Origin of the sequence: Pannonibacter phragmitetus DSM 14782 (genome assembly GCF_000382365.1) — a bacterium.
Lineage (GTDB): Bacteria > Pseudomonadota > Alphaproteobacteria > Rhizobiales > Stappiaceae > Pannonibacter > Pannonibacter phragmitetus.
The window spans coordinates 102,263-127,502 of the sequence record NZ_KB908223.1 but is presented as its reverse complement, the minus strand read 5'-3'; the positions used below and the strand labels follow the sequence as shown (position 1 = coordinate 127,502).

Here is a 25,240-nt window from a genome sequence, read left to right as displayed (position 1 = left end):
CCGCCTGCAATTGGCGGCGGTGCGGGGCTCAGTAAACGCGCTGACGCACCTTCTCGAGACGGTCGAGGATCCGCTCCAGCCGGTCGGGCTTGACCATGTATTCCTGGAAGCCTTCCATGGCAGCCTTGGCCATCTCGGCCGGGGCGTCACGGTCGAAGAACTGGGCAACGGCCGAAGCAGTCGACACCGTTTCAAAGCCCTGGCTCAGGAACGGATCTGCCGCATCCACCGTGGCCTCGTTGTTGACCGGCAGCTGGCCGAGGCGCTTGTTGAGGGCGGTCTGCACATCGGCACGGGTGACGAAGGCGAGGAACGTCTTGGCGTCCTCCGCATTCTTGGCGCCTGCCGGAATGTGGATCGTGTCCGTCGGGGCCTCTTCAGCACGCGGCAGGCCAGCGGTGATCTCGGGGAAGACCATGAAGCCGAGGTTGTCATTGGTCATCCCGCCGTCCTTGAAGGCGGCGACGGCAAAGTTGCCCATGACATAGTTGGCGGCCTTGCCCTGAACCAGAAGGGAAACGGCATCCTGCCAGTCAATCGCCGTGTGATTGGCGGTGACATAGCCCGGCTCCACCAGCTTCGCCCATTCGGCAAAGACGGCTTTCACCCGGTCATCCGTCCAGGCAATCTTGCCGGAGGTCAGGTCCATGTGGAATTCATAGCCGTTGGTGCGCAGGCTCAGATAGTCGAAGATGCCTGCAACCGGCCACAGGGCCTTGGAACCGGTGGTGACGCAATCGATGCCTGCCGCCTTGAACTTGGCGCAATTGGCGATGAACTCGTCCCAGGTCTTCGGCTCGGAAACGCCCGCCTGCTTGTAGACGTCCTTGTTGTAGTAGATGCCCCACTGGTAATAGGTATAGGGCACGCCCCACTGCTTTCCGTCGATGGTCATAGAAGCCTTGGAGGCCGAGAGCTTCTGGCCGAGGCCGTTCTTCTCCCAGACATCGCTGACATCCATGAACTGCCCGGCCTTGACGAAGGGCGCCATACGGTTGCCCGCATACCAGCTGGCCAGATCCGGCGCATCTGCAGTCATGAAATTGCGGATGGCGGTCTTGTAGCCCTCATGGTCGAAGATGTTGACCTTCACCTTCACGTCCGGGTTTTCCGCCTCGAACATGGTGATCAGCTCTTCCAGCGCCGCCTTGGGCGCCGGGTCCGACATGTCGGTGTTGAAAACGAGGGTCCGCTGTGCGGCCAGCGCCGAACCGGACATCATCAGCGCAGCGGCAAAGGCCGCCAGCTTGAGCGGTGTAACAGTCATCTTGTCTCCTCCCGGACTGCGTTCTTTGGCAAGTTTGTTCCAAATAATGGAACACTGTCTTGCATATTGAAAACTATGATGCGAAGCTTTAGGACTGTCAAGCAGCAGGCGCACACTGGTGGGCCGGGCGAAGGGTCGCAAGACGATGAGCACGAAACAGGCAAAGGCGGATGGGCCCGGCATCAGCGGGGCGGATGCGGAGCAGGGCGGTGATGGCACCGTCGGCAAGGCGCTGGCCGTGCTGGATCTTGTGGCGCAGGCGGGCCGGCCGGTGCGCTTCACGGATATTCTGGCGATCAGCCCCTATCCGAAGGCCACGCTTTACCGCCTGCTGCAGACCCTGACCCATCAGGGCATGCTCGCCTATGACGCGGACAGCCAGAATTATGCGCTGGGCGTGCGGCTGGTGCGGCTGGCCCATGCAGCCTGGTCGCAGAGTTCTCTTGCACCTCTGGCACGCCCCTGGCTCGACAGACTGTCGGCAGAGCTGGGCGAAACCCTGCATCTGGCGCAGCTGGATCAGGGGCAGGTGCTTTATGTGGACAAGCGCAACGCCGCCCGGCCCGTGGAAATGTTCAGCCAGGCCGGCAAGGTCGGGCCTGCCTATTGCACCGGTGTCGGCAAGGCCATGCTCGCCTTCCTGCCGGAGGCGGCAAAGCAGCAGGCCGTTGCGCGCCAGTCCTTCTATCGTTTCACGCCGAAGACCCTCGGCTCGCGCGAGGAGCTTCTCGCCGAGCTTGGGGAAATCCGCAAGAGCGGCCACGCCTTCGACCGGGAGGAGCACGAGCCGGGCATCATCTGCCTCGCCGTGCCGGTTCTGTCGTCGGGTGGCAGCGTGCTGGGTGCGCTTTCGGTCACATCCACAACAACCCGGAACAGCCTCGACGGGCTGGAGCAACTGGCCCCGCAGCTCAAGGCCTGCGCCAGCGCCATTGCTGCAGACGTGGAGGCCTGGCGGTTTCCGGAACGCAAGCAGATCTGAGGGAGGAAATCCATGTCCGGCGTCTCGTTCGAGCATGTGGTCAAGAAGTTTGGCGAAGTCGGGGTCATCCATGGGGTGGACCTGACCATCGAGCATGGCGAATTCTGTGTTTTCGTCGGCCCCTCGGGCTGCGGCAAGTCCACGCTGCTGCGCATGGTGGCGGGGCTGGAAAGCACCAGTTCCGGTGCAATCCGGATCGGTGCGCGTGATGTGACCGCCCTTGATCCGGCCGAACGCGGCGTGGCGATGGTGTTCCAGACCTATGCGCTCTATCCGCACATGACGGTGGCGGAGAACATGGGTTTCGGCCTCAAGATGACCGGCCATCCCAAGGCGGAAATCGAGGCGAAGGTGGCGGCGGCCGCGAAAATCCTGAAGCTGGAGCCGCTGCTGGCTCGCAAGCCCAAGGCGCTCTCCGGCGGTCAGCGTCAGCGCGTTGCCATCGGCCGTGCCATCGTGCGCGGGCCGGAAGTCTTCCTCTTCGATGAGCCGCTGTCGAACCTTGATGCCGAACTGCGCGTCGAGATGCGTGTCGAGATTGCCCGTCTCCACCGGGAAATCGGCGCAACCATGATCTACGTCACCCATGACCAGGTCGAGGCAATGACGCTGGCCGACAAGATCGTGGTTCTGCGCGCCGGGCGTATCGAACAAGCCGGCAAGCCGCTGGATCTCTACAACGACCCGGACAACCGCTTCGTCGCAGGCTTCATCGGCTCACCGGCCATGAATTTCCTTGAGGCGAGCGTCAGCGGCGAGGGGCTCAAGGTTCCGGGGCTTGGTGACGCCATCTTTGCCCGTCCGGCGGCGTCTGTTGCCGATGGCCCGGTCACCTTCGGCCTGCGCCCGCAGCATCTGCGCATCGAGCGCTCCGGCACCACGCACAAGGTGGACATGGTGGAGGCGCTGGGCGGCGTTTCCTACGTGCATCTGATGGCCGCCAACGGCAGCAAGCTGATTGTCGAGCAGCGCGAGGACATGGGCCTTCGTGCAGGCGATCAGGCCGGTATCAGCTTCGATCCGGCGCAGGCGATGTATTTCACGGCAGATGAGTCGGGCAGACGGATCAGGTGAGGGGAGGTAAGTCCTCTTCTCTACAGTATTTCGTTCCCCATAACTCCGTCATGCCATGACTTGATCATGGCATCCATGCCATTACCTCTCGCTTTTCACATGCTGGAGATTGAGGCCAGGTCCTGGAAATGCATATTCAGAGGCTGTCTTTATGGATAGGTCAGGGAATGGATGCCATGATCAAGTCATGGCATGACGAAGAATTATAGGCTTGTGAGTGGATATTCTTCTGAGGAGGCGGCAAGACCAATGCCACCTCTCCCAAAACCTCAAGGGCCGCAATCGCTTGCGGCCCTTTTGTGATTCTGCCTGTCAGCTCGCGGCCCGCCGCGCTTCGGCGCTGGCTGAGGCCAGCCGTTCGGCATAGGCCATCATCAGCGCACCGGTGCCCTTGTGGTCGTCGGGGCGCAGGGGCTCGCTGAGGTAATAGGCGGGGGAGCCGTCGCGCACGCGGCCGCCGAAGCCGCCGAGACCGGCCATCTCGCAGACATTCTGCAGGCGGACGATGCCGTCATCTCCGGCGTAAAGCTGGGTGGTTTCGAGGCTTGCAAGCGCCTTCAGGCCGGGCGCTGCAAATTGGCCTCCCAGGCCTAGTCTGGCGCCCTTCATCAGGGCATAGGCAAACATGGCGCTGGCGGAGGATTCTTCATAGTTGCCGGGAAGCTCCGGCTGGTCGATCACCTGCAGCCACAGCCCGCTTTGCGGCCGGGCAAGGGCGGTGATGCGGGTGAGCAGGGCGGACGCCCGCTCTGCAAGACCGGATGAGGCGGCTTTTTCCGGCCCGATGAGGCCGGTCACATCCACCAGGGCCATCGCCAGCCAGCCAAGGGCGCGGGCCCAGTGGGCGCGGGAGAGGCCGGTTTGCGGATCGGCCCAGTCCTGCGCCCGGGCCTCATCGATCGCATGGGCGTAGAGGCCGGTTGCCGCCACATGGGTCAGGTCCAGCGCCCGGTTCAGCTGGGCAAGGGCATCCTCCACCATCTCGGGCTTGTTGCGGGAGAGGCCGTATTCGATCTGGAACGGCAGACCCATGTAGAGGCCGTCGAGCCAGACCTGCTGCGGATAGCGCTTCTTGTGCCAGTAGTTGCCGCCGGCCGTGCGCGGGTGGCGGGTCAACTGCCCGGCGAGATGCTCGATGGCAAGGCTCCAGTGGGCGCCGGGGGCTGCCTTTTCGAGGAAGAACAGCACGCGCCCGGCCAGAATGTGGTCGATGTTGAACTCATCCTGCGTGTAGCCTGCCAGTGCGCCATCCTCGCCGACCTGCGGTCCGATCAGCCGCAGCAGCTCATCCCGCCAGATCTCCTGCGGCTGCTGGTCATGCAGCAGCGCCAGCCCGCGGTAGACACAGCCGTCCTCGTAGCACCAGCTGCCGTCCTTGGCGTAGGTGTAGCGGGCGAGATATTCCTTGAAATAGCGCGGGGTCATCGGGCCGTCCTGACTGCGAGGGAAAGCATCCGGGCACAGAAGCCGTGTCCGTCTTTCCGGTTGGAAGTGTGATGCAGGCCATCCGGCGCTGCGAAATCTGTGGCCAGCCTTCGCGGGGCTGGCGGGAAGGGGCAGCTAGGCCGCCGGGCTGGCGCGGGCAGGGCGCAGGTCCTCCACATGCGCGCCTTCGAACACCAGATCCTCATGGCGCATGGCGGGCACGTGATCGGCCATCACCGGCACGTCCGCTTTCGCCGAAGGATCATAGGAGGTTTCGACGCCGGAGATCCGGACTGGCCCCATCGGCGCTTCGGGCAGGCCGAGGAAGACGCCAAGCGCCAGACGCAGGTTGGTGACCTTGATGTTCTCGATGGTGATTGCGCCAATGGAAGGCGTTTCGCCGGTGACGGGGTAAGGCTTGCGGGACTGCACAAGGTCCGAGTGCCCGTCCGCATCGCAGAAGTAGAAGGCATTGGCGGCGAAAGCTGTGTCCACGCCGTCCATGTCGCAATCGGAGAAGCGCACATTGCCGACCGCCCCGCCGCGACCGCGCCGGGTCTTGATCCTGAGGCCCCGGTCCGTCTGGCGGAAGCTGCAATGCTCCACGGTCACATCATGCACGCCGCCGCCCATTTCAGAGCCAATGACAAGACCGCCGTGGCCGCGTTCCATCAGGCAATTGCGGACGGAAACATTACGGGTGGGGGCAAGGTGATCGCGCGCGCCGCTTTCCGGCTCCGGCTTGCCGGCCTTGATGGCGATGCAGTCGTCGCCGACCGAGAAATGCACACCCTCGATCCAGACATCCTCACAGCTTTCCGGGTTGAGGCCGTCTGTGTTGGGGGAGTCGGACGGGTTCCAGATCCTGAGGTCAGACGCGGTCACGCCATTGCAGAACAGCGGGTGCACGGTCCAGGAGGGGGAGTTGCGCACCGTTATTCCTGCCAGCGTCACATGGGTGCAGCGGCTGAGGAAAAGCGTGCGCGGGCGCCGGGCGCCGTTGCGGGTTTCCTTCGGCCAGCTCCACCAGTCGCCTTCCGCCCCGCCGCCATCAAGAAAGCCTTCGCCGCAGATGGTCAGCCATGTGCAGGAGGTTGCGGTAATGAGGCTGGCATAGGCCGCTTCCGGCACACCCTCCCAGCTGGACAGGGGCATGCCATCCTCGTCCCGGGCAGGCAGAATGGGCCAGTGGCTGCGGTCGTGGATTGCGGCAAGGCCTGAATCTGCATCGATCTGCAGGGTCATGCCGGACTTCAGCATGAGCGGCGAGGTGCGGTAGGTGCCGCCGGAAATGCGCAGCGTGCCGCCGGAGGGCGTTGCTGCAATCGCCCGGGCAAGGGCTGTGCCGTTATCCTCAAGCGCCGGATCGGCGCCATGGTCGCGGGCGTCGACCAGACCGAAGCACTTCGGCATGGGGATGGCCAGAGGCTCTACGCCTTCAATGGCAAGAACATAGTCTGCGCCGGGTGTAAGGCCGAAGATCGAAAACACCGCCCTGCCGGTAATCCCTTGCCGTGTTTCGCCGCTGCCCTGGTCCGTCAGAACCCAGGCAGCAGGCTCCGGCAGGTGATAGCGCGCACCCGGCACGTGATAGCGCAGCGTGATGTGCCGCGGGGAAATCGCGCTGAGGCAGAGGGAGCCGGTTGCGGGTTCGGTAGACATGGCGGGCGTATTCCTGCGTTGTGGCGGCCGGGAGACCTGATGCCTCCCGGCAGTTTTTGTGATGGAGCGCGGCTTTACCGGCGGCCGGAGCTTTTCCCGAAGCGCCTGCCGTCTCGCCGCAGCCCCCTCTCCCCCCTTGAGGGGGAGATGTCTGCGTCAGCAGACAGAGAGGGGTATCAGCGCTTCAACAAGGCTCTGCCTCGCGTATGAATGGACAGTCCGCTACCCCCCTCTGCCCCCTGCCGGGGGCATCTCCCCCTCAGGGGGGGGAGAGGAGTTGGAGCCTGACTGGCAGTCCAGGGAAGCTAACTCCCGGCGGCATTCCCTCTCAGGACCGGAACTTCTTCAGCACGTCATTGACGCCTTCGATGATCTGTTCAGCGGCACCTTCCGCATCGATCTGGCCGTAGGCGAATTCCTCCAGCGTATCGATGAAGATGCTGCGGACTTCCGGGTGCTCGTTGAAGGGCGATACGGTCGGACCGGCGCCTGCGGTGACGATCGCGTTGGCGACGATCAGTTCCATCTCGGTCGAACCGGCATCAGCCAGAGCCTTGGCCGCCGTCTTGCTGGCGGGCAGGCCGCGCGAGCTGCCGAGGGCCTTGATGCCTTCCGGCTCGTTCAGCAGGCAGTTGACGATCTGGGCGGCCGCCTGCGGGTTCTTCGAGTTCTTGGAGATCGCAAACACCATGGAGGGTTTGCGGTAGACGCCTTCGGTCCTGGCATCCGGGCTGGCCAGCAGCTTGACGGCCTCCAGCTTCTGGCCCTCCTGCAGCGGATCGGCAAATTTGGAATAGGTGGAATCCCATTCATAGGAGCCTGCGATCCGGCCGTCGGCCCACTTCGGGCTTTCAAACAGGTTGATGTTGCCTTCTGCCGCCGCATCCTTCTGCGACATCACCACGCCGCCTTCGACCATCTTGCCGTAGAAATCGATGGCCGCGGCCAGCTCTTCCGGCGTCCAGGCCACGGTCGTGGTTTCCGGGTCGATCAGGTCCTTGCCGGTCGCCTGAGTGGCGCGCAGCGAGACGAGCAGAACGGCGGTCTCCTTGATGGCGTTCATCGGATAGGCGTCCGGGCCGGTTTTCTCCTTCAGCACCTTGGCGGCGGCGAAGAGATCATCCCAGGTGGCGGGCAGGGGCAGCCCGGCCTTCTGGAACGAGGTGGTGTTGAAGAAGAACACGCGGCCCGTGGTGGAAACGGGCAGACCGTTCAGCTTGCCGTTCATGCTGCCCGACGCCAACTGGTCCTCCGTCCAGTTGCTGAGGTCGATGTATTCGCTGAAATCGTTCAGGTCAGCAAAACCGTCGCCCTTGATCGAGAACAGCGGCAGCCAGGGCCAGTTCACCTGCATGATGTCGGCTTCCGTGCGGCCGGCGATCTGCGTCATCAGCTTCTCGAGGTGCCCGTCAAAGCCGGTGAACTCCGGCGCAATGGTGTGGCCGTGCTTTTCGCCGCAGACTTTCAGCGCTTCCTGCGTCGCCTTGTGGCGGCTGTCGCCACCCCACCAGGACATGCGCAGGTCCGCCGCCAGCAGGGGCGTTGCAAAGGTCGAGGCGAGCGCAAGGCTCACAAGGGCAGTTGCTGTCTTTCTCATGGTTTTCTCCTCCCGTTTTCCGCCGGAGCAGGGCGTCTGAACCCCGCTCCAGAAAGGCTTGATCACTTGCTGCGGCCTCAGCCGAGCGGGGCCAGCGAGATGTTCTCGCCGCTTTGCGCATCGAAAATATGCAGGTTGCTCTCGATGGGCCGCACCGCCACCGCATCGCCGCGCTTCAGGCCCTGCGGTACCTCCGCCGCAGGAAGCACGGCCACGAGCGTGGTGCCGCCAAGATCCACATGCAGGTTCATTTCGTGGCCAAGGAACTCGATGGTCTGCACTGTGCCCGTTACGGCATTCTCCGTGCCGGCGGGCAGCAGGCCGAGATGCTGCGGGCGCATGCCGAGGGTGACGGGACCGGCCTTGGCCGTCAGACGGCGGGCAAGCTCCGGCCCGAAGCCGAGCGTCTGGCCTGCCAGCGTCAGCGTCACCCCATCACCGCTGCCGCTGAGCGTGGCGGGCAAGAGGTTCATTTCCGGCATGCCGATGAAGCCGGCGACGAAGGCATTGGCGGGCCGGTTGTAGAGCGTGTGCGGATCGGCCACCTGCATGATGTGGCCGTCCTTCATCACGCAGATCCGGTCGCCCATGGTCATGGCTTCAGTCTGGTCGTGGGTGACGTAGACCACCGTCGAGGACAGGCCGTTTGCCTTCAGCTGCTTGTGCAGGTCGGTGATGCGCACCCGCATGGAAGCGCGCAGCTTGGCGTCGAGATTGGACAGCGGCTCGTCGAACAGGAAGACTTCTGGCTTCTTGATCAGCGCCCGGCCCACGGCCACACGCTGGGCCTGACCGCCGGACAGTTGCTTCGGCAGCCGGTCGAGCAACTGACCGATTTCCAGAATGCCGGACACCTCGTCCGTGGCGGCATCGATTTCCGCCGTCTTCTTCTTCTGCAGGCGCAGGCCGAAGGAGAGGTTCTTCTTCACCTTCATATGCGGATAGAGCGCATAGTTCTGGAACACCATGGCGATGCCGCGCTTGCCCGGGGGCAGGTCGTTGACGGTCTGATCGCCGATGCGGATGGCGCCGCCCGTCACCGTCTCAAGGCCCGCAATCATGCGCAGGGTGGTGGACTTGGCACAGCCCGACGGGCCGACCAGCACCATGAACTCGCCGTCCTCCACGTCCAGGTTGATGCCATGGACCGCCTTGAAGCCGCTGCCGTAGACCTTTTCCAGGTTCTGGATCTGCAAACGTGCCATTAGCCTTTCACCCCACCGCTGGAGATGCCTTCAATGAAATGTTTCTGTGCGAGGAAGAACACGACGAGCGCGGGCGTGATCGCCAGGACCGACATGGCCAGAATGCGGTTCCAGTCGAATGCTTCCGAGGTGTCGATGGACAGCTTCAGCGCCAGGCTGATCGGGTACTTGTCGATGGAGGACAGGTAGATCAGCGGTCCGAGGAAGTCGTTCATCGTCCACATGAACTGGAACAGGCACACCGAGATGAGGGCCGGGGCCAGCATGGGCACGACGATATAGACGAGCACCTGCAGGGAGTTGGCGCCATCGACGCGGGCCGCCTCTTCCATGTCGCGCGGGATGGCCCGCAGGAACTGGATCAGCATGAAGACGAAGAAGGCGTCTCCTGCAAAGGCCGAGGGCACCCACAGCGGCAGGTAGCTGTCGAGCCAGCCGAAATCGCGGAACAGCAGGTACTGCGGGATGCGGGTCACCACATTCGGCAGCAGCAGCGTGGCGATCAGCGTGACGAACAGGATCTTCTTGCCCGGAAAGTCGAAACGGGCAAAGCCGTAGGCCACTGCCGTGCAGGACACCGCCGTGGCGATGACTTTCGGGATGATGATCCAGGCCGTGTTCAGGAAGAAATGGCCGAAGGTGTAGGGCGTCGAGGTCTGCCAGCCCTTGATGTAGCCATCAAGGGTCGGGTTCTGCGGCCAGAATCCGGCGCTGGAAAAGATCTCGGAATTCGGCTTGAACGAGGCCCCGATGAGCCAGACCAGCGGATAGAGCATCAGCACGCCGACCAGCGTCAGCAGGGTGTAGCGGATGATGGCCGAGATCCGCTGGCTGCGGCGCTGGCGGGCGGCAAAGGCGGCCGCGCCTGCATCGGGGGCGACGAAGGACGGGGACATCTCAGCTCCTCTTGTCGCCGGCGTAATAGACCCACTTTTTCGAGGACCAGAAGGCCACGAGGGTCAGCGCCATGATGATGATAAACAGGACCCAGGCGACAGCGGAGGCATAGCCCATGTCGAACTTCTTGAACGCCAGCTCGTAGATGTAGAGCGGCAGGAAGTAGGTGGCCTTGAGGGGGCCGCCCTGGGTGATGATGTAGGGGCCGTTGAACTCCTGGAAGGCCTGGACCATCTGCATGACCAGATTGAAGAAGATCACCGGCGTGATGAGCGGCAGGGTGATGTGCCGGAAGGTGGACCAGGGGCCCGAGCCGTCGATGGCCGCCGCTTCATAGAGCGACTTGTCGATGGACTGGAGCGCTGCGAGGAAGATCACCATGGCCGAACCGAACTGCCACATGCGCAGCAGCGTGATGGTGAAGAGCGCATTGGTGGGGTCGCCGAACCAGTTGACCGGGCCGAGCCCCACCACCGCCAGCGCCATGTTGACGAGGCCTTCGGTGGAAAAGAGATAGCGCCACAGCACCGCGATGGCGATGGAACCTCCCAGGATCGACGGCACATAGTAAGCCGTGCGGAACAGGTTGATCGCCTTGAGCTTGTAATTGAGGATGACCGCGATGAAGAGTGCAAAGGCCAGCTTCAGCGGCACCGTCAGGCCCACATAGAGCAGGGTGACATTCAGCGAGCGCGTGAAGGTGCGGTCCCGGGTGAGCAGCTTTTCGAAATTGTCCATCCCGATCCAGCTGGGACTGCTGACCAGATTGTAATCCGTGAAAGCGAGATAGAGCGACGCGCCAAAGGGCACTGCCGTGAACAGCAGCAGGCCGAAGACATAGGGCGTGACATAGGCCAGGCCGAGGAAGCGGTTTTCTCCACCCATGTCAGATGGCCTCCGCTCTGGTTGTGCCCCGGATTGCAAGACCTGACGCTGCATCTGCTGCCGCAAGAGCGGTCAGATTCGCGCCGGAACAGGCCGTTTTGATAGGGTTTTCTGATGTTTTCAAATGCCGATCCGGCGAAGGGGCAAGGCTGCGCAAGGGCGCAGGGCTCCCGCCCGCAAAGCCGCCTCCTCCCATGGTGCGTCTCGCAAGGGTTGCGATAGTCATTTTGTGACAGAGACGATATTCTAACCGGCAAGCTGGCCGAAATTGACGGACTGAAATAAAAAGATGGACAAAAACGTAGGTGATGTACTCGCCGGTCTGTCGCCCGCCGCGCTGACGCTGGCTCTGGCCCGTTCGGCCATCAAGATGCAGCATTCGCGTGCTTGGCGCGTCGACAAGTCCAACGCGGTGCATGATCTGGTGATTTGCCTGACCGGGTCTGCGCGCTACGAGCTCGACGGGGTGGAACAGTCTCTGGCTCCGGGCATGGGCATGCTGATCCCGGCGGGCAGCCGCTTTGTAGGTGAATCCCTTTCGGACGAGCTTTACACTGGCGTTGCCCAGCATTTCACGCTGACGCTGTTCGGCTCGGTGGATCTCATTGGCCAGATGAACCTTCAGCCTGTCGCAGCCTTCCGGGAATGGCACGCCATCAGCGCCATGGTGGCGCATTACCGCGAGATGGCGCCGCTTTCCATGACGACGCTGGCGCAGCATCATCTCTTCATGGTGATCCTGCTTGCCTATATCGAGAGCGCGTTCCTTGGCTGGAAGGAAGGGGCGGGCGGGGCGCTGGACAGTCCCGATCAACTGTCGGTGCAGATCATGCTGGTTGCGGCCCGCATTGCCGCTGATCCCTTGAGCGAGGCGGCGCTGGAAAAGGCTCTCGGCTCCGTACCCTTCAACAGCGATTATTTCCGCCGTGCCTTCCGCGCCCGCATCGGCCAGACGCCTCAGAAGTTCCAGGAGCGCAAACGCATGGAAATGGCCATGAACCTCTTGTCCTCGGGCCGCAAGGTGAAGGAAGTGGCCGCCATGGTCGGTATTTCCGATCCCTATTACTTCTCCCGCCTCTTCAAGAAGCACCTCGGCGCCAGCCCCTCCTGTTACCGTCTCGACAACCGCGACGGCCCGGATGAGGTCTATGTGGATGATCCGGAGATTCTGGTGATCGACTGAATTGGTAGGGACCAGGTTGAAATAGGGCTTTCCACTGAGGTGCTGCGGGCATTCCCTCAGCCGCGTCTGGCGCAAGCCTCTCCACAGCGCCGTCCCGGCCTTGTGCCGGGACCTGTAAGGGGCGCAAGGGAGTGATGGATTCCTGAAAAGCTTTGAAAAAATCAGGATCTCTATCAGCGCTCGGATAGGCCGTGCTTCTCCTGACAGGCCCCGGCACAAGGCCGGGGCGGCGCGGAGTGTGAGGTCTGTCCGGTGAGATACACGCCATGGCCGGGCGTTGATTTATCTCCTCACCTTGCCTTTGGTCTTATTTTGGTATTATCTCCAGTTCATCAAATCTGGAGACGGCAGCATGTATCTTCTGGGCGTGGATGGGGGCGGAACCGGGTGCCGGGTGCGGCTGGCGGCGGCAGATGGCACGGTGCTGGGGGAAGTCTCCGGCGGGCCTGCCAATATCGTTAGCAATCCGGAACAGGCCCGCGCCAACATTCTGGCGGCTGCTGACACGTTGTTGGCACCTGTGCTTGGCCAGAGTGTGATGGATGCAGAGGCGCCGCTGCCGGTCTGTGCCGTGCTTGGCGTTGCCGGGGGCGGTGTGCCTGCGGCAGCGGATGCCCTGCGCGAGCGGCTGCCCTTCACGACCGTCCGCGTCGTCAATGACGGCATTGCCGCGATAAGGGGCGCTCTCAGGGGCGGCGACGGCATTCTGGCGGCCATCGGCACCGGCTCCATCTTCGCCGTACAGCGGCAGGGCGTCATCCGGCAGGTGGGCGGCTGGGGCTTTTACGTGATGGGCGACGAGGGCGGCGGCTCCTGGCTCGGCCGCCATGCGGTGCTGCGGGCGCTGAAGGCCATCGACGGCTTCCACCTCATCACGCCCTTCCTGCGGGACATTCTGGAACATGGCGGCGGGGCGCAGGCGATTGTCCGCAACGCGCCCTCAACGCGCCCGGACGAATTTGCGGCGCTGGTGCCTCTCATCCTCACCGCAGCACGGGCGGGGGACCCGGCGGCTGAGGCTGTGCTGGCGGCCGGTGTGGCGGAGGTCCGCGCCGCGATTGCCCTGTTGCAGCGGGGCGGCGAGGTGCCTGTGGTGTTCCTTGGCGGACTTGGGTCCACCTATGCAGCGGCGCTGGCGAGTGAATGGCCGCAGGCCGAACCTTTGGGCTCGGCGCTGGATGGGGCCATGTGGATGGCGTCAGAGGATCTGGCGGCACATGGATGACGTCTTCTCACCCGTTGCCGGAGCGGGGCCGCTCTACGCGGTGTTGCAGGGGCGGATTGAGGCGGCAATCCGGGAGGGCAGGCTGAAGCCCGGTGACAGCTTGCCGGCAGAGCGGGAAATTGCGGTGCGCACCGGCCTTAGCCGCGTCACCGTGCGCCGTGCCATTGCTGATCTGGTGCGTCAGGGGCTCCTGGTGCAGCGGCGCGGCTCGGGCACCTATGTCGCCCGTCCGGTGGAGCGGTTCGAGCTGGGCCTGTCGCAGCTCACATCCTTTTCCGCCGACATGGCCCGGCGCGGGCGCGATTCCAGCTCGCAGATCCTCTCCGCCGCAACCGGCCCGGCAGCGCCCGAAGAGATGATGGCGCTGGGGCTGGGCGCGGCGGAGCAGGTGGCGCGGATCGAGCGCGTGCGCTGGTCCGGCGGCATGCCGATGGCGCTGGAGCGATCGGTTCTCTCCGCCGAAGTCCTGCCGGACCCGTCAGCCATGGGCGGTTCGCTCTATGCTTACTTGCGCGCCCGCGATCTTCTGCCCGTCCGTGCCGTGCAGCGCATGTCGGCGGTGAACCTGACGGCGGCCGAGGCTGACCTGTTGCAGATGGCGCCTGGCGCTGCAGGACTGAAGATCGAGCGCGTGGCCTATTTGCCCGGCGGCAAGGCGGTGGAATTCACCCGCTCCCTGTTCCGGGGCGATTCCTATGATTTTGCCGTTGAACTGAAGGCGGGAGACGCATGATGACCAGCACGACCCACATGGCCCGCGAGGTCGCCGAAATTCCCGTAGCCGCCGAGCGTTTCCTGCGTGAAGCCCGTGACAGCATTGCAGCGGCTGCGGCGGCGCTGCTCGGGCGCGATCCGGCTTTTCTCGTCACCGTGGCGCGCGGCTCATCCGATCACGCCGCTTCCTACCTCAAATATGCGGTGGAACTGCAGGCTGGGCTGGCGGTGGCCTCGGTCGGGCCATCCATCGCGTCCATCTATGGCCGCACCTTGCGTCTGAAGGGCGCGGCTGCCATCGGCATTTCCCAGTCTGGCCGCAGCCCGGATATCGTCGAGATGCTGCGTCGGGCGGGCGAGGGCGGGGCGCTGACCATCGCCATCACCAACAATGCTGCCTCGCCCATGGCGGAGACGGCGGATCATTCCCTTGCGATCTGCGCCGGGCCGGAGAAGAGCGTGGCCGCCACCAAGACCTATGTCACTTCCGTTCTGGCCGGTCTCGCGCTTCTGGCCGAATGGCAGAGAGATACCGCGCTGCGCGAGGCAGTCGCTCGCCTGCCGGAGCAATTAGCCGCCGCGCTGCATCTGGACTGGACGCCCCTGTCCGACCGTCTGGTGCGGGCGCAATCGCTTTATGTTCTGGGGCGCGGGCCTCTCCTTGCCATTGCCAATGAAATGGCGCTCAAGTTCAAGGAAACCTCCGGCCTTCACGCCGAAGCCTACAGCTCTGCCGAGGTTTTGCATGGCCCGGCGGCGATTGCCAGCGGCCGCTTCCCGGTGCTGGCGCTTGGTGTGGATGATGCCGCGCTTCCCCACGCGCGGGCGACGGCGGAGCGGCTGGCGGGGCAGGGGGCGGATGTGTTCGCAACCGGCTTTGATGCGCCTGGCTGCAACCGCCTGCCGGTTCTGGACGGCGTGCATCCGCTGACAGCGCCGCTGCTGCAGATCGCTGCCTTCTACCGGTTTGTGGAAGGCTTTGCCCTCCGGCGCGGCTTCAATCCGGATGTGCCGCCCCATCTCAACAAGGTCACGGAAACGCACTGATGCGGACAGTTCTTCACGGCGCCCGGATTTTTGACGGCACCCGCCTGCGGGAGGGGATGAGCCTTGTCCTTTCCGGTGAAACAATCGAGGCGCTGGCGCCGGAGGCGGAAGCGCGGGCGCTGGATGGCTCCCATGTGGAAATGCCCGGCGGTATCCTGTCCCCCGGCTTCCTCGATCTGCAGGTCAATGGCGGCGGCGGGTTGATGCTGAATGGCTCTGTGGACGAGGGCAAGCTTACCCGCATTCTCGATGCCCACCGCCATCTGGGCACTGCGGGCCTGCTGCCGACGCTGATCACGGACACGCGGGAAGCCACACGGGCGGTGATCGAAACCGGCATCCGGGCGGCGCGCAAGCAACTGCCGGGGTTTCTCGGCCTGCATCTGGAAGGCCCGCATCTCGATGTGCGGCGCAAGGGCGCTCATGACGCTGCGCTGATCCGCCCCATGGATGACGCCGACCTTGAGTTTCTGTGCGATGCCGCCCGCCATCTGCCGGTGCTGATGATCACGGTTGCACCGGAAGCGGTGCGCATGGACCAGATCGCGCGGCTGAAGGAAGCGGGCGCCATCCTCAGCATAGGCCACAGCGATTGTGCCTATGAGACGGCGCTGGCGGCTTTTGACCACGGCGTCACCTGCGCCACGCACCTGTTCAATGCCATGAGCCAGCTCGGCAACCGGGCGCCGGGGCTGGTGGGGGCCGTGCTGGACCGGCCAGTGGCGGCGGGGATCATCGCCGATGGCATTCACGTCAGCGCGCCAGCCCTGCGCATTGCCTTTGCGGCAAAGCGCGATGAGGGGCTGTTTCTGGTGACCGACGCCATGGCCGTGGCGGGAACGGATCTTGATGGATTCACCCTTGGCGGGCGGAAGATCCTGCGCCGCGAAGGCCGGCTGACGCTGGAAGACGGCACGCTGGCTGGCGCCGATGTCAGCCTGCCGCAGGCGCTGCGATATCTCAAGGGGCACACAGACTTGCCGCTTGAGACGCTGCTTGCCATGGTCACGAGCCGTCCGGCAAAAGTGGCTGGGCTCGGCAACAGCCATGGCGCGCTTGCGGCAGGCCGCCGGGCTGATGTCTTGCATCTGACGGATAGCCTCACTCTCGCGGCGGTCTGGCATGGCGGTGAACTCCTCCAAAAGGAGTATGGAGAGGTCTAGTCATTCCCTTGACGTAAACGGAAATCCGCAGCACTCTCGCTCTCCCATCCGATGCGAAAGGTGCTGCCATGCCGTTGCCCGCAAGTCTCCAGGGCCGTCTCAAGATCCCGGCGATTGCCTCGCCCATGTTCCTGGCGTCCGGCCCCGATCTGGTGGTGGAAACCTGCAAGGGCGGCATGATCGGCACGTTTCCGGCGCTGAACCAGCGCACGACGGAAGGCTATGCCGCCTGGCTCGATGAGATTGCCTCACGGCTCGACGGCGTCGAAGGCGCTGCGCCCTTCGGCATCAACCTCATCGTCCACCGCTCCAATTCCCGCGTCGAAGCGGATCTGGCGAAGACGGTGGAGCACAAGGTGCCGCTGGTCATTACCTCGCTGGGGGCGGTGAAGGACGTGGTGGATGCGGTGCATTCCTATGGCGGGCTCGTCTTCCATGACGTGATCAACGCCAGCCACGCGGAAAAGGCGGCGGCGGCCGGGGTGGATGGCATCATCGCGGTCGCCTGCGGTGCGGGCGGCCATGCAGGCACGCTCAACCCCTTCGCGCTGATTTCCGAAATCCGCTCGGTCTGGTCCGGCACGCTGGTGCTGGCGGGTGCCATAAACACCGGCGCGCAGGTGCTGGCGGCCCGTGCCATGGGCGCCGACATGGCCTATCTCGGCACCCGCTTTCTGGCGACGCAGGAGGCGACGATCGAGCCTGATTTCAAGAACATGGTCGTGGAAAGCGATGCCAGCGACATTCTCTACACCCCCGCCATTAGTGGCGTGAATGCCAACTTCCTCAAGCCCAGCATCATCCGCGCCGGGCTCGATCCCGACAACCTGCCGCAGGCAGGCAAGATGAACCTCGACCATGAAGCCAAGGCCTGGAAGACCGTCTGGTCCGCCGGGCAGGGCGCTGGCGGCATCCACGACATTTTGCCTGCCGGGGACCTCGTGGCCCGGCTGATTCGCGAATATGACGAAGCGAGGCGGATGATTTGCCTGTGAGTTTCAGATCGAGTTCCGTATACAGATCTTTAATCATTTGTTAGCTTGAATTCTGGACTATAAGCCCATATGTGTTGGGCACGTAGAAGCATGCCTTGAGGCTTGTGTGCACGGTTGACGATCGTGCCAATGAGCGGGCTTCGGGGATATGGAGGTAAAATGAGCATTCGTGAAGGTTGGGGTGGTCTTGGCTGAAATCTGCAGATCATCCATGTTGCAACTTGCGATATAAAAAGCCATCCTTACGGATGGCTTTTTTGTGTCGAGGTGCTGATGGACTGGCTACTTGGCCTTGTTGGAGAGAATGAACTTCGTCTTCTACTTCTCAGTGTCGTTGTCGTTTTCCTGGTGGGGGCCATTACGATACTGACTTCCTTGATCAGCATATGGGTCAACAGGAACGTCCTGATCAAACAGGCGACCATGAGCTTCATTCTTCAAGCCGAAAGTGACAAGGAACTGCTTGAAGCTCAGAAGAAGTTCAACGAGCTTGCTAAAGCTGGACATATTGAACGCTATGCTGCGAAGGACAAACAGGCAGAGGATGAGGCAGAGCAGATCCGTCGTTGCTTGAATCACTATGAACTTTTGGCAGTTGGCATCAATTCTGGTGTCATTCACGAGGGGCTTTACCGTGCTTGGTTCGAGAAGGGGACCATCCATTACTGGACACTGGCGTGGCCTTTTATTGATTCTCTTCGTCAAAGCACAGGAAAGGATGAACTTTATCATGAGTTCGAGTTGCTCAAGAACAAGTTCAGTCCGCCGCCAAAGCCCAAAGTGGAGGTCTGGCACAAGAGACTCCTGCGCCGTTGGTGAGCCAAAGTGCGCTGAATGCGCCCGGCTTGGAGCTCCTGCAGCACATTCTGCAGCGTATGACTGATCAACCTCACACCGGTCCAGCGATTCTGCCTCAGATTGGTTCGGCTTTCGCCATGAGGCGGACCAGCGCCAGCACCGACACTGTGGAGATGAGCGCTGCCAGAACGAGGGCGGCAAGGGCCGCGGACGTGCCAAGCTGTTCCTTCAGAACGATCACTGTGAAGGGTGCTGCTGCGGACAGAACCATGCGGATGCCCGAGAGCGTGCCGGTGCGCCGGCCATAGCCTTCCGGCCCGAAATAATGCAGTGGCAGCATGCCCCGGACGATGGATGTGAGGCCCTGACCGGCACCATAGGTGATGGCAAAGGCGAAGAGCAGGATTGGCGCCGGCGCGAACACGGTTCCGGCCAGAAGCACAAGCCCCAGCGTCAGGGCGAAGGCGGCGATGATGGCGGTCGCTGGCGGTGAAAACAGGTTGCGCCGGAGATATTCAATCAAACGGGCGGCCACCTGCGAAGGGCCGATGCAACTGGCCGCCGCGATGGCCGTCGCCGTTGCAAAGCCGAGGTCCCCCAGCAGCACCAGCAGGGCAGCTCCGACGGCGGACATGACGAAGCCGCCGCTGGCAAAGCTGATGGCCAGAAGCACCATCGGGCGGGCGCCCGGCCGTGGAGGTGCCGCCTGCAAGACCTGCGGAGCCTGGGGAGAGGCAGATGAGGCCGGCGGCACCGGCCTGTCCGGCAGGCCCTGCCTTCCTTTCGGCCCCTGTCTTCCCTTCGGCATGGTCAGGTGAATGGGCAGTGCGATGACGAGGTTCATCGCGGCCAGCACCAGATAGACCTCCCGCCAACTCATCAGCGTCAGCAGCCACTGCAGCAGCGGCCAGAACAGGGTGGAGGCAAAGCCCGCGATCAGGGTGACAAGAGTGATTTCGGCCCGGGCATTGCGGCCATAACGCTGTGCAAGAGCGGCAAAGCCTGCATCATATTGCACGGCAATGGCCACGAATTCGGCGAGCAGTGCGATGACGATGAATTGCCAGGCGTTTTCCATCACGGAAATCAGGGCGAGAGTCAGTGCCGCAAAGACAGACCCGAGGCTCATCACCGGGCGGGCACCATATCGGTCGATCATCCGGCCGATGACGGGGGCGGACACGGCCCCGGCCAGCAGCCCGGCCGAGAAGATGGCAAAGACGAAACTTTCCGTCCAGCGGAACGAGCGGGCTATCTCGGGCGCCAGAACGGAGAAGGAGTAATAGAGCGTTCCGTAACCGATGGTCATGGAAACACCCAGACCAAGGGTCGAGGGAGAGATTTTCATGAGAGCCGCGAATAGCCGAGTCCTGTTTCGCCAGCATGACAGCGGTCCATGCCGGCGTCACCTCTCTTCAGAGCCCTGAGCGGCTGTCAAACTCAGATCCCCTGCAGCAGGTCGCGCAGCATGTGGGTGATGAGGTCGATGCGTCCGAGGGCTTCGCGCAACTCGTCCTGATCCCGGTGGTTCAGGCGCGCAACTTCCACCCGGTTGCCCGGCGCGATGCCCGCTTCCAGATCGTTGATCTGCTGGGTGATGATCAGGCGGATGAGGAAGCCGTGGATGTTGGCGAGGATTTCGGCGTCCGCCTGCGAGCGTCCGGCGTGCTGTGCAGCCTGCAGGATGCGTTCGGGCGTTGAAAGGGCCGTCACGCCGTGACGCAGCGCAATCGCGCGGGCTCCGGCAACGATGGGCAGAAGCCCGCCAGACTTGAGGTCAACCCGGCCCTGATCGTCCTTGCGGATGCGCCCGAAGAGGCCCAGCGGCGGGGCATGCGAGGCGGCGGTTTCGCCCAGCGCCCGCACCAGTGCAAGCGAGCCGCGCGCGGTATCCGCCGCAAAGTGGCGCAGGGTCTCCGCCAGCCGCGCCCCGGAGCTGCCGGACACATGGGCTGGCGTGAAGTCGTAGAAAATATCCACATTGAGCAGCGCCTGCGGGGAAGGGCTGCGGGCCCATTCCTCCACCTGGTGCTGCCATTCGCCGAGGCGGCGGCGCCACTGGATGTTGCGCGCCATCACGCCGCCCTTGCAATAAGGAATGCCCGCCCGGTCGAGGATCTCGTTCAGCCGCGTGGCGAAGCGGCTGAACCAGTCATCGGGCGAGGTCAGATCTCCGGCGTAATCATCGGCAATCAGCAGCGCGTTGTCCTGATCGGGCGCCAGCATGCTTTCCCCGCGCCCGCCGGAGCCCAGCATCAGCACGGCATAGGCTGCCGGGGCAGGGCCTGCCCCGGCAGCCTCCAGCTCGGCTTCGGCGATTTCGGCAGCACGGGCGGTCATGGCCTTGTTTTCGGCCGAGATGATGGCGCAGACCTGCCGTGCATCCTGCCCGTCGGCGAGAAGCCCGGTCGCCAGTGTGGGCAGGGCGGATTGCACCTTCGCAAGATCGCGCGGGCGCCCGGCCATGGCGATTTCGTCGCCCACGGTAAGCGTTGCCAGTGCCCGCTCGCGCAGAAGCGTGCGCAGCGTGAAAATGCCGGCGAGACGGCCGCCGTCATCGGTCACCCCGAGATAGCGCAGGTTCTTGCGCGCCATCAGCCCGAGGGCGCGGTAAAGGAAGGTGTCGGCCGTGGCGCTGATCACCGGAAAGCTCATCAGGGAGCCAACCTTCAGCTTGCCCGCCTCCGAACCGCGCGCCGCCAGCGCATGCAACACATCCCGCTCGCTCAGGATTCCCGGCTCTCCGCTTTCGCGCGTCACGATCAGGCAGCCGATGTGGCAGGCCGCCATCAGCTGGGCGGCGCTGTGAAGATCCGCAGTCTCGCTGATCGAGATCGGCGGGCTGCTCATCACGTCCCCCAGCCGGTTGCGGTAGAGATAGCTGTCGATGGCCCGCTGGGTGCCCTGCTTCAGGGCGAGGCGGGAGAAGTCATGCTGCTCGCGCGGCCGGTCGAACCAGCCTGCTTCTTCCTGGCGGGCAATCAGGCTTTGCGGCTTGCGGCAGAGGTTTTCCGCCTCCGCCAGCGTGCGGATGCCGCTGGCCAGCAAGCGGTTCTGCAGGCCCACATAGACACGGGCTGTCGCCATAGCATCGCCCAACGCCGTGTGGCGGCCCTCGACGGCAATGCCGAGACTGAGGGCAAGGCTGTCCAGCGAGGTGTCAATGAGGGCGCGGTCGAGGCCTGCCACCATCAGCGCCACATCCAGCGCCTTGGGCTCGGTCCATTTTATCCCGTGCCGTTCCGCCTCGTGGCGCAGGATGGCAAGGTCGAAATGGATGGAATGACCCACCACCACGGCATCGCCGATGAAGGCCGCCAGCTGCGGCAGAACCTCCGCAATGCCCGGCTTTCCGGACACATCCGCATCGGAAAGGCCATGAATGCGCCGGGCCACATCGGGGATCGGCATTTGCGGGTCAATGATGACGTTGAAGACCGCCTCGTCCTGGATCTCCCGGCCATAGAGCCGGACGGCCCCGATCTGCACCACCCGGTCTGAGCGCACGTCCAGCCCCGTGGTCTCGGTGTCGAGGACCACGGTGTTGAGGGCGATGAGCGGCGTGAGCGGGCTGACGGGCTGCTTCAAGCGGCCTTCTCCCCGCTGAGGGCGCAGAGCTGGCGGGCAAAGGCTGCAAGGTCGATCCGCTTGCGCAAGGTGGCCTGATAATCGATGAAGCGGAAGGCCACGTTGTTGACCACCATCATCTTGTCGGCAGCGCGCACGTCATCGGTGATGGGGGCATGCTGCAGCAGCCGCAGCGCCGTCGCCGTGGTGATGGCGTCGGGCGAAAGCGGCGTCTTGTCCATCAGGTGGGCAAGGCGGGTGTCAAACTCTGCTTCCACATCGCCCCAGCCCCGGTCCTTGCGATGCTCCGGCAGGCTTTCGCTGGCCAGCACCTCGCGGTAGAGGCGGGACAGGATGGCTGCCCGCTCCTGCGGTGATTCCGGCAGCAGGGGGCGCACCTCCGCCTCGATGATCAGGATGATATCCTGCGCTGCAACGGCAAAGCCTTCCCATTTGCAGATCTGCAGCGCGAATCCGAAATCCGCATCCTGGAAAAGTTTCGGCCCGGCCAGCAGCGAACGGGCCCGCAAGTAGGAGTAGCTGGCACCTTGCGCCAGGAAGGCGGCACCGGCCCGGATGGCTTCCACTGCGGAAGCCCAGTCTGAACGCTGCCGCTTGGGCAGGATGGATCCAATGAAATCAAGCACTTGAATGCAATTCTCCCGTGTTTCAGCTATTGTTTTCTTGCTGAATTAGTCTTTAGGATAACTTCACATGATGAGTGTGAAGGGAATAGTCTCAAGGTGCAAGTATCTCCGCACCGCAATATAGAAAAATGCTGCTCTTGCGAAAAGATAGAAGCATTAGACTTTCGTCTAGGGGAATATTGCGAGGGGGTACAGGCCGTTCCGGCATGCTGGCTGTAGCGGCCCCTGATGCGTTTACGGGAGGAATGACCTTGACCGACAAGCTGCCGCCGGAAGTTGCAGCAGCCCACTGGAGCAAGACACGCGGTCTCATGTGGACCACGCTTGCGATCTGGGCTGTCTTCAGCTTCCTGATCCATATCTTCGTAACGTCGCTGAACAGCGTCGTGATCCTTGGGTTCCCGCTCGGCTTCTACATGGCTGCGCAGGGCTCGCTCATTGTCTTCGTCGTGCTGATTTTCTGGTTCTCAAGCCGCCAGAACGCCATCGACGAGGAATTCGGCGTCGCCGAAGACTGAGGGGGGGCTGCACCATGGCATTGAGCATGAAAGGTGACTTCACCGACAACCTCGGCAAGATCTATTCGGTCTATGTCGGCGGCTTCGCGTTCTTCGTCGTCCTGATGGCCATTTTCGAAGCGCTCGGCGTTCCCGACCGCTTCATCATGTGGAGCTACATGGCGGCGACCATCGGCATCTATGCCTTCATCGGCATCATGTCGCGAACGGCGCAGGTGTCGGAATATTACGTTGCCGGGCGCTCCGTTCCGGCCATCTACAACGGCATGGCAACCGGCGCCGACTGGATGTCCGGCGCAAGCTTCGTCGGCATGGCCGGCACGCTCTTCGTGCTGGGTTATGACGGTCTTGCCTATGTTCTGGGCTGGACCGGCGGCTATGTGCTGGTGGCCGTGCTTCTGGCACCCTACCTGCGCAAGTTCGGCGCCTACACGGTTCCGGACTTCCTCGGCACCCGCTACGGCGGCAACGCGGCACGCCTCGTAGGTATCGTGGTGCTGTTCGCCTGCTCCTTCACCTACATTACGGCGCAGGTTTACGCCTCCGGCATCATTGCTTCGCAGTTCCTGGGCATCGACTTCCAGTACGCGGTGTTTGCAGGCCTTGCCGGCATTCTCGTCTGCTCCATGCTGGGCGGGATGAAGGCCGTGACCTGGACGCAGGTGGCCCAGTACATCGTGCTGATCGTGGCCTATCTGCTTCCGGCCGTATGGATGTCGACGGTGCAGTTCGGCATTCCGCTGCCGCAGCTCACCTATGGCGGTGCCCTGACCCAGATTGCCGAATACGAGGCGATCCTTGGCGTTGCCAAGGCGCACGTGGCACCCTTCGTCAACCTTACGCCGCTCGACTACTTCAGCCTGATCTTCTGTCTGATGGTCGGCACGGCCTCTCTGCCGCATATTCTCATGCGCTTCTTCACGACGCCGACGGTGCGTGAAGCGCGCAAGTCGGTGGGCTGGTCGCTGTTCTTCATCTTCCTGCTGTACTTCACGGCACCGGCCTACGCTGCCTTCTCGAAGTTCAACCTGATGGGCCTCTTCGTCGGGGCAGGGGCGGAAGCACAGTACCAGCTGGCCTATACCGCCATCCCCGCGTGGATGCTGGAATGGGGTTCGATCGCCGGCCACCAGCTGGTGACGATCTGCGGCGTGAAGGCGGAAACACTCGCGGCCATTCAGGCGGCCTGTGAGGCCAAGGGCTTTGCCAGCGGCTTCCCCTATGCCGAACTGCGGCTCAACAACGACATGATCGTACTCTCGACCCCGTCGATTGCCGGCATGCCGGTGTGGGTTGTCGGCCTCGTCGGTGCTGGCGGTTTCGCTGCGGCTCTGTCGACCGCCGATGGCCTGCTTCTCGCCATCGCCAACGCCCTGTCCCACGACGTCTACTACAAGATGATCGATCCGAAGGCCGACGCCAAGCGCCGCCTGATGATCTCCAAGATCCTTCTTGTCGTCGTCGCTCTGGCAGCGGCATTCCTGGCACGCACCAAGCCGTCGGACATTCTGTCCATGGTGGCCTGGGCCTTCTCCATCGCCGCAGCGGGGCTGTTTGCGCCTCTGGTGCTCGGCGTATGGTGGAAGCGCGCGACCAATCTGGGTGGTATTCTGGGCATGATCGCCGGCTTCGGCATCACCATGTACTACCTGATCGGCAACGTGTACGGCTTTGACTTCGTCAAGGGCACGGGCGATGAGATCAGCTGGTTTGGCGTCAAGGCCATCTCGGCGGGTATCTTCGGTGTGCCGGTCGGCTTCCTCGTCACCTATGTGGTGTCGCTGGTTACCCCGGCGCCAAGTCAGGAGATGCAGGACTTCGTAGACCGCTTGCGTCTGCCGAAAGGCGGTACCATGATGGTCGCAGGGCACTGATCTGCCAAAAGAGAAAATGGCGCAGGGTCTTTGGACCCTGCGCTTTTTTTGTCTCTGCCGCTCATCTCTGCGGCGGGACGCAAGGAGAATCAGGAAGTACTCATGCAGCAGCAGGCAACCGCCCTTAACGGCGTTCTCTATCTGACCGGCACCTATCTTCTGGCGGTCGTCACCTTTCTGGCCGGCGGGGCGCCCGGCATCGTCGCCGTCTATCTCGGGGGCACCTACGCCCTGTCCGCTATTGCCGCATTCCTGTTTGCCAGGGGGCTTCTGGAGTTTGTGTTCGGCGAGCGCGAGATCACCTTTTTCGTGGTGCTGCGAAAGGTCACCAATCCGTTTCTGGCTCTGGTGGCACCGATCACGCCGGGCTTTCTGATGCCCTTTGCCGCCGCGCTCTATGGGGCGTTTCTGTTCTTCTTCCTGAAGATCGTGCTGTTCGGTGATGCCTTCTTCGGCCTGCCGCCGCTCTTCATTCCGGCCTATCTGACGATTGCCTCGCTTTTCGGCGGGTGAGT

22 protein-coding genes are annotated in these 25,240 nt (G+C 63.2%); 12 read left to right on the top strand and 10 right to left on the bottom strand.

Going from position 1 to position 25,240, the window contains the following annotated elements:
- Positions 1 to 28: 28 nt before the first annotated feature.
- Positions 29 to 1,267, bottom strand: coding sequence for an ABC transporter substrate-binding protein (locus H163_RS0114110; RefSeq protein WP_019965248.1), 1,239 nt, complete (start codon positions 1,265 to 1,267; stop codon positions 29 to 31).
- A gap of 145 nt (positions 1,268 to 1,412) precedes the next feature.
- On the opposite strand from H163_RS0114110, the gene H163_RS0114105 reads away from it, so the two are divergent.
- Entirely contained in the window at positions 1,413 to 2,249 is an 837-nt protein-coding gene (locus tag H163_RS0114105) for an IclR family transcriptional regulator (RefSeq protein ID WP_019965247.1), read from the top strand.
- 12 nt (positions 2,250 to 2,261) lie between these two features.
- Complete coding sequence (locus tag H163_RS0114100; protein WP_019965246.1) at positions 2,262 to 3,323, top strand: ABC transporter ATP-binding protein; 1,062 nt, start codon at positions 2,262 to 2,264, stop codon at positions 3,321 to 3,323.
- Positions 3,324 to 3,635: 312 nt separating this feature from the next.
- Here the strand turns inward: H163_RS0114100 and H163_RS0114095 are convergent, their stop codons facing one another.
- The 6 genes from H163_RS0114095 to H163_RS0114070 all read right to left on the bottom strand — a co-directional run bounded on the left by H163_RS0114095 (position 3,636) and on the right by H163_RS0114070 (position 10,994).
- On the bottom strand, positions 3,636 to 4,748 hold the full coding sequence (locus H163_RS0114095) for a glycoside hydrolase family 88/105 protein (protein ID WP_019965245.1): 1,113 nt from the start codon (positions 4,746 to 4,748) through the stop codon (positions 3,636 to 3,638).
- Between the two features lie 135 nt (positions 4,749 to 4,883).
- Entirely contained in the window at positions 4,884 to 6,410 is a 1,527-nt protein-coding gene (gene pglA / locus H163_RS22875) for a polygalacturonase PglA (protein ID WP_019965244.1), read from the bottom strand.
- A gap of 328 nt (positions 6,411 to 6,738) precedes the next feature.
- A complete protein-coding gene (locus tag H163_RS0114085; protein ID WP_019965243.1) occupies positions 6,739 to 8,007 on the bottom strand; it encodes an ABC transporter substrate-binding protein in 1,269 nt (422 codons plus the stop codon).
- A gap of 77 nt (positions 8,008 to 8,084) precedes the next feature.
- The gene (locus H163_RS0114080; protein WP_019965242.1) at positions 8,085 to 9,212 is read right to left on the bottom strand and encodes an ABC transporter ATP-binding protein; all 1,128 of its coding nucleotides are present in this window, start codon (positions 9,210 to 9,212) and stop codon (positions 8,085 to 8,087) included.
- Entirely contained in the window at positions 9,212 to 10,108 is an 897-nt protein-coding gene (locus tag H163_RS0114075) for a carbohydrate ABC transporter permease (RefSeq protein ID WP_019965241.1), read from the bottom strand. Before H163_RS0114075 ends, H163_RS0114080 begins: the two co-directional genes overlap by 1 nt.
- Before the next feature lies 1 nt (position 10,109).
- Positions 10,110 to 10,994 carry a carbohydrate ABC transporter permease gene (locus H163_RS0114070; protein ID WP_019965240.1) on the bottom strand — a complete coding sequence of 295 codons (885 nt, stop codon included), beginning with the start codon at positions 10,992 to 10,994 and terminating at the stop codon, positions 10,110 to 10,112.
- A 289-nt stretch (positions 10,995 to 11,283) separates the two neighbouring features.
- On the opposite strand from H163_RS0114070, the gene H163_RS0114065 reads away from it, so the two are divergent.
- The 7 genes from H163_RS0114065 to H163_RS0114035 all read left to right on the top strand — a co-directional run bounded on the left by H163_RS0114065 (position 11,284) and on the right by H163_RS0114035 (position 18,140).
- Positions 11,284 to 12,177, top strand: a complete 894-nt coding sequence (locus H163_RS0114065; protein WP_019965239.1) for a helix-turn-helix domain-containing protein — start codon at positions 11,284 to 11,286, stop codon at positions 12,175 to 12,177.
- 352 nt (positions 12,178 to 12,529) lie between these two features.
- Positions 12,530 to 13,402 carry a glucosamine kinase nucleotide-binding domain-containing protein gene (locus H163_RS0114060; protein ID WP_019965238.1) on the top strand — a complete coding sequence of 291 codons (873 nt, stop codon included), beginning with the start codon at positions 12,530 to 12,532 and terminating at the stop codon, positions 13,400 to 13,402.
- Entirely contained in the window at positions 13,395 to 14,135 is a 741-nt protein-coding gene (locus H163_RS0114055; RefSeq protein WP_019965237.1) for a GntR family transcriptional regulator, read from the top strand. The genes H163_RS0114060 and H163_RS0114055 overlap by 8 nt, the downstream gene beginning before the upstream one ends.
- Positions 14,135 to 15,163: an SIS domain-containing protein gene (locus tag H163_RS0114050; protein ID WP_026355853.1), complete on the top strand. Its 1,029-nt coding sequence runs from the start codon at positions 14,135 to 14,137 to the stop codon at positions 15,161 to 15,163. Before H163_RS0114055 ends, H163_RS0114050 begins: the two co-directional genes overlap by 1 nt.
- The gene (nagA, locus tag H163_RS0114045; RefSeq protein WP_040678919.1) at positions 15,163 to 16,326 is read left to right on the top strand and encodes an N-acetylglucosamine-6-phosphate deacetylase; all 1,164 of its coding nucleotides are present in this window, start codon (positions 15,163 to 15,165) and stop codon (positions 16,324 to 16,326) included. The genes H163_RS0114050 and nagA overlap by 1 nt, the downstream gene beginning before the upstream one ends.
- Positions 16,327 to 16,394: 68 nt before the next feature.
- The gene (locus tag H163_RS0114040) at positions 16,395 to 17,321 is read left to right on the top strand and encodes an NAD(P)H-dependent flavin oxidoreductase (protein WP_019965234.1); all 927 of its coding nucleotides are present in this window, start codon (positions 16,395 to 16,397) and stop codon (positions 17,319 to 17,321) included.
- A gap of 273 nt (positions 17,322 to 17,594) precedes the next feature.
- A complete protein-coding gene (locus tag H163_RS0114035; RefSeq protein ID WP_019965233.1) occupies positions 17,595 to 18,140 on the top strand; it encodes a DUF4760 domain-containing protein in 546 nt (181 codons plus the stop codon).
- Between the two features lie 94 nt (positions 18,141 to 18,234).
- Here the strand turns inward: H163_RS0114035 and H163_RS0114030 are convergent, their stop codons facing one another.
- The 3 genes from H163_RS0114030 to H163_RS0114020 form a co-directional block, all read right to left on the bottom strand.
- The gene (locus H163_RS0114030) at positions 18,235 to 19,428 is read right to left on the bottom strand and encodes an MFS transporter (protein ID WP_244296094.1); all 1,194 of its coding nucleotides are present in this window, start codon (positions 19,426 to 19,428) and stop codon (positions 18,235 to 18,237) included.
- Positions 19,429 to 19,559: 131 nt separating this feature from the next.
- Positions 19,560 to 21,707, bottom strand: a complete 2,148-nt coding sequence (locus H163_RS0114025; protein WP_019965231.1) for a DUF294 nucleotidyltransferase-like domain-containing protein — start codon at positions 21,705 to 21,707, stop codon at positions 19,560 to 19,562.
- The gene (locus H163_RS0114020) at positions 21,704 to 22,333 is read right to left on the bottom strand and encodes a hypothetical protein (RefSeq protein ID WP_019965230.1); all 630 of its coding nucleotides are present in this window, start codon (positions 22,331 to 22,333) and stop codon (positions 21,704 to 21,706) included. Before H163_RS0114020 ends, H163_RS0114025 begins: the two co-directional genes overlap by 4 nt.
- Positions 22,334 to 22,578: 245 nt before the next feature.
- Here H163_RS0114020 and H163_RS0114015 point away from each other — a divergent pair, with 245 nt between their 5' ends.
- The 3 genes from H163_RS0114015 (at position 22,579) to H163_RS0114005 (ending at position 25,238) form a co-directional block, all read left to right on the top strand.
- Positions 22,579 to 22,851, top strand: a complete 273-nt coding sequence (locus H163_RS0114015; RefSeq protein WP_019965229.1) for a DUF4212 domain-containing protein — start codon at positions 22,579 to 22,581, stop codon at positions 22,849 to 22,851.
- Between the two features lie 14 nt (positions 22,852 to 22,865).
- The gene (locus tag H163_RS0114010; RefSeq protein ID WP_026355851.1) at positions 22,866 to 24,725 is read left to right on the top strand and encodes a sodium:solute symporter family protein; all 1,860 of its coding nucleotides are present in this window, start codon (positions 22,866 to 22,868) and stop codon (positions 24,723 to 24,725) included.
- A 102-nt stretch (positions 24,726 to 24,827) separates the two neighbouring features.
- Entirely contained in the window at positions 24,828 to 25,238 is a 411-nt protein-coding gene (locus tag H163_RS0114005) for a hypothetical protein (RefSeq protein WP_094462942.1), read from the top strand.
- The last annotated feature ends 2 nt before the right edge of the window (positions 25,239 to 25,240 follow it).

Excerpts from the sequence above, each read along its gene's own strand:
- H163_RS0114055 (WP_019965237.1), top strand. The coding sequence starts at position 13,395 with ATGGATGACGTCTTCTCACCCGTTGCCGGAGCGGGGCCGCTCTACGCG.
- H163_RS0114100 (WP_019965246.1), top strand. The coding sequence starts at position 2,262 with ATGTCCGGCGTCTCGTTCGAGCATGTGGTCAAGAAGTTTGGCGAAGTC.
- H163_RS0114070 (WP_019965240.1), bottom strand. The coding sequence starts at position 10,994 with ATGGGTGGAGAAAACCGCTTCCTCGGCCTGGCCTATGTCACGCCCTAT.
- H163_RS0114005 (WP_094462942.1), top strand. The coding sequence starts at position 24,828 with ATGCAGCAGCAGGCAACCGCCCTTAACGGCGTTCTCTATCTGACCGGC.
- H163_RS0114105 (WP_019965247.1), top strand. The coding sequence starts at position 1,413 with ATGAGCACGAAACAGGCAAAGGCGGATGGGCCCGGCATCAGCGGGGCG.
- pglA (WP_019965244.1), bottom strand. The coding sequence starts at position 6,410 with ATGTCTACCGAACCCGCAACCGGCTCCCTCTGCCTCAGCGCGATTTCC.
- H163_RS0114065 (WP_019965239.1), top strand. The coding sequence starts at position 11,284 with ATGGACAAAAACGTAGGTGATGTACTCGCCGGTCTGTCGCCCGCCGCG.
- H163_RS0114035 (WP_019965233.1), top strand. The coding sequence starts at position 17,595 with ATGGACTGGCTACTTGGCCTTGTTGGAGAGAATGAACTTCGTCTTCTA.
- H163_RS0114030 (WP_244296094.1), bottom strand. The coding sequence starts at position 19,428 with ATGACCATCGGTTACGGAACGCTCTATTACTCCTTCTCCGTTCTGGCG.
- H163_RS0114040 (WP_019965234.1), top strand. The coding sequence starts at position 16,395 with ATGCCGTTGCCCGCAAGTCTCCAGGGCCGTCTCAAGATCCCGGCGATT.
- H163_RS0114060 (WP_019965238.1), top strand. The coding sequence starts at position 12,530 with ATGTATCTTCTGGGCGTGGATGGGGGCGGAACCGGGTGCCGGGTGCGG.
- H163_RS0114050 (WP_026355853.1), top strand. The coding sequence starts at position 14,135 with ATGACCAGCACGACCCACATGGCCCGCGAGGTCGCCGAAATTCCCGTA.
- H163_RS0114080 (WP_019965242.1), bottom strand. The coding sequence starts at position 9,212 with ATGGCACGTTTGCAGATCCAGAACCTGGAAAAGGTCTACGGCAGCGGC.
- nagA (WP_040678919.1), top strand. The coding sequence starts at position 15,163 with ATGCGGACAGTTCTTCACGGCGCCCGGATTTTTGACGGCACCCGCCTG.
- H163_RS0114015 (WP_019965229.1), top strand. The coding sequence starts at position 22,579 with ATGACCTTGACCGACAAGCTGCCGCCGGAAGTTGCAGCAGCCCACTGG.
- H163_RS0114085 (WP_019965243.1), bottom strand. The coding sequence starts at position 8,007 with ATGAGAAAGACAGCAACTGCCCTTGTGAGCCTTGCGCTCGCCTCGACC.
- H163_RS0114010 (WP_026355851.1), top strand. The coding sequence starts at position 22,866 with ATGGCATTGAGCATGAAAGGTGACTTCACCGACAACCTCGGCAAGATC.
- H163_RS0114095 (WP_019965245.1), bottom strand. The coding sequence starts at position 4,748 with ATGACCCCGCGCTATTTCAAGGAATATCTCGCCCGCTACACCTACGCC.
- H163_RS0114075 (WP_019965241.1), bottom strand. The coding sequence starts at position 10,108 with ATGTCCCCGTCCTTCGTCGCCCCCGATGCAGGCGCGGCCGCCTTTGCC.
- H163_RS0114110 (WP_019965248.1), bottom strand. The coding sequence starts at position 1,267 with ATGACTGTTACACCGCTCAAGCTGGCGGCCTTTGCCGCTGCGCTGATG.